The sequence below is a fragment of the Paenarthrobacter sp. CM16 genome, from assembly GCF_013179505.1.
In the GTDB taxonomy this organism is placed as follows: Bacteria; Actinomycetota; Actinomycetes; order Actinomycetales; family Micrococcaceae; genus Arthrobacter.
In genome coordinates, this window is record NZ_JABMCX010000450.1 from 1 (window position 1) to 2,563 (window position 2,563).

Annotated in this window: 2 protein-coding genes and 1 pseudogene; 2 read left to right on the forward strand and 1 reads right to left on the reverse strand. The window is 61.4% G+C overall.

Annotated features, from left to right (window positions below):
• A pseudogene (locus tag HP499_RS23270) lies at nt 1–102 on the reverse strand (phage holin family protein); the annotation flags it as partial.
• A gap of 72 nt (nt 103–174) precedes the next feature.
• Here HP499_RS23270 and HP499_RS23275 point away from each other — a divergent pair.
• Together HP499_RS23275 and pdhA are read left to right on the forward strand one after the other, a co-directional pair.
• The gene (locus HP499_RS23275) at nt 175–1,293 is read left to right on the forward strand and encodes a histidinol-phosphate transaminase (RefSeq protein WP_172326426.1); all 1,119 of its coding nucleotides are present in this window, start codon (nt 175–177) and stop codon (nt 1,291–1,293) included.
• A 150-nt stretch (nt 1,294–1,443) separates the two neighbouring features.
• Nucleotides 1,444–2,563 (forward strand): pyruvate dehydrogenase (acetyl-transferring) E1 component subunit alpha (pdhA, locus tag HP499_RS23280; RefSeq protein WP_172326427.1); only part of this gene is annotated, 1,120 nt, incomplete at its 3' end.

The window sequence follows — 2,563 nt, forward strand, 5'->3', positions numbered from 1 at the left end:
CTTCTCGGTAGCGCTGGTAGTGATATCCATGCCTTGCAGCAGCCAAGTGGCTACCCACAGGGCAAGCCCGTTAATGAGGACGCGAATGATGAATGAACCCATGGGCCCATGCTTTCACATGCGCCTGTTAATAAGCTCAGCATCAGCCATAAGCAGGCAAGTAGGCTTGAAGCCATGACTACTACTGACAACGTACCGGAGGGCGTACTCCCTCGCCCGGTCGTGGACAGGCTCCCGAAGTATGCGGCAGGAAAACCCCCCGCCGCGATCGAGGGCCTCACCAGCTACAAATTGTCGTCCAACGAGAACCCGCTGCCTCCGATTCCTGCAGTGTTGCAGGCAATCGCCGACCAATCCGATATCAACCGCTACCCCGATCCACTCGCCACCAAGCTGCGAACCGCTCTGGCAGGCTTCCTTGACGTCCCGGCTGACGATGTTGTCACCGGCGCAGGCAGCCTGGGGGCACTGAACCAGATTCTTGCAACATTCGCGGGGCAGAATGACGACGGCAAGCAGGATGAGGTCATCTACGCCTGGCGATCCTTTGAGGCATACCCCATCTGTGTGGGTCTCGCTGGGGCAGCCAGTGTTCGGATCCCGCTGCTGGCTGATGGGCGACACGACCTCGAGACCATGGCTGCGGCCGTCACAGTCCGCACCAAAGTGATCCTCCTGTGCACACCGAACAACCCCACGGGTCCCATCCTCACGGCAGAGGAAACTGAGCGCTTCATCCAGTCCGTTCCCCCCAACGTGGTGGTGGTCATCGACGAGGCGTACCAAGAGTTCGTTCGGGATACGAAGGCCGTGGACGGCATCGAGCTTTACCGCAAGTATCCCAACGTGGTGGTCCTGAGGACCTTCTCCAAAGCGCATGGGCTGGCCGGGCTGAGGGTCGGCTACAGCGTTTCGGGCCCTTTGCTCACGCAGCATCTCCGGGTCACTGCCACGCCATTCGCCGTTTCCCAGATCGCCGAACGCGCCGCCGTGACCTCTATCGAGAATTTCGATCAGGTTGTGGAAAGGGTACAAAGCCTGGTGGACGAAAGAGACCGCGTCACGGCCGGCCTCCGCGAGCTTGGATGGTTTGTTCCGGAGGCTCAGGGTAACTTCATTTGGCTGAACCTTGGTCAGCACAGTGGCGAGTTTGCGGCCTTGGCGGCGGAGCGTGCGCTGTCTGTCCGCGCCTTCGCCAACGAGGGTGTCCGGGTAAGCATCGGCGAGGTGGAAGCCAACACCCGGTTCTTGGAACTCTGTGCAGGTTATACAAAGGCACCGCTGCGTTCCTAGCGGTTAACAAATGCTAAAACCGAACTTACTGCCGATAAAGTAAGGGACGAAAGCCAATAGTATGCCCGTTCCGGAATGCATTCCGGAACGGGCATATATCCCAGCGACAGACATTGCCCGGCGCCCCGCCGCGGCAAGCAAGGAGACGGAATGGGCTCGACACAACTGCCCCCCGGGACGGAAGACACTCTCGCGGCAACCTCCGCGGCAGCAGCCGCGCCAGGCGAACCGGTGGAAATGGTTCAGTTGCTAGGCCCTGACGGAAAGCTGGGCTCGGATCCGGTCTTCTCGGACTATGCCAAGCGGATCGACCCCGAGAAGCTGCGCGTGTTTTACGCGGACATGGCCAGGATCCGTCGTTTCGACCAGGAAGCCACTGCCTTGCAGCGTCAGGGTGAGCTGGCGCTGTGGGTGCCGTTGACCGGCCAGGAGGCTGCGCAGATCGGTTCGGGCCACGCCAGCCAGCCCCAGGACTACATCTTCCCCACGTACCGTGAACACGGCGTGGCACTTGTCCGCAACGTAGACCTTGCCGAACTCCTCAAGCAGTTCCGGGGTGTCTCCAACGGTGGCTGGGATCCCCGCGAAAACAACTTCCACCTGTACACCCTGGTCCTGGCAGCCCAGACGCTGCACGCCGTTGGCTATGCCATGGGCATCCAGAGGGACCAGAAGCTCACAGCAGCAACGGATTCCACTGACCCGAAGGCCGCCGTCATCGCTTACTTCGGCGATGGAGCCAGCTCGGAAGGCGACGTCCATGAGTCCATGGTCTTCGCCGCCTCCTACGACGCGCCGGTGGTGTTCTTCTGCCAGAACAACCACTGGGCCATTTCCGTGCCTACAGAAGTCCAGACCAAGGTTCCGCTGGCCAACCGGGCCAAGGGCTACGGCTTCCCGGGAATCCGGGTGGATGGCAATGATGTCATCGCCGTTCATGCCGTCACCGAGTGGGCCCTGGAACACGCCCGGGAGGGCCGCGGTCCGGTCCTCATCGAAGCCTATACATACCGCGTGGGCGCACACACCACCGCCGATGACCCCACCAAGTACCGCGAATCCGCCGAGGAAGCCGCTTGGCGGGAGAAGGATCCGCTGGACCGTTTGGAGAAGTACCTTCGCGCCGAAGGGCTTGCCGACGAGGCATTCTTCGATCAGGTCAAGGCCGACGGCGATGAACTGGCCAAGTACGTCCGCAGCACCACGCATGGCCTTGAGGTTCCGGACATCCGGCAGGCCTTTGCCAGCGTTTACGCCGAACAACACCCGC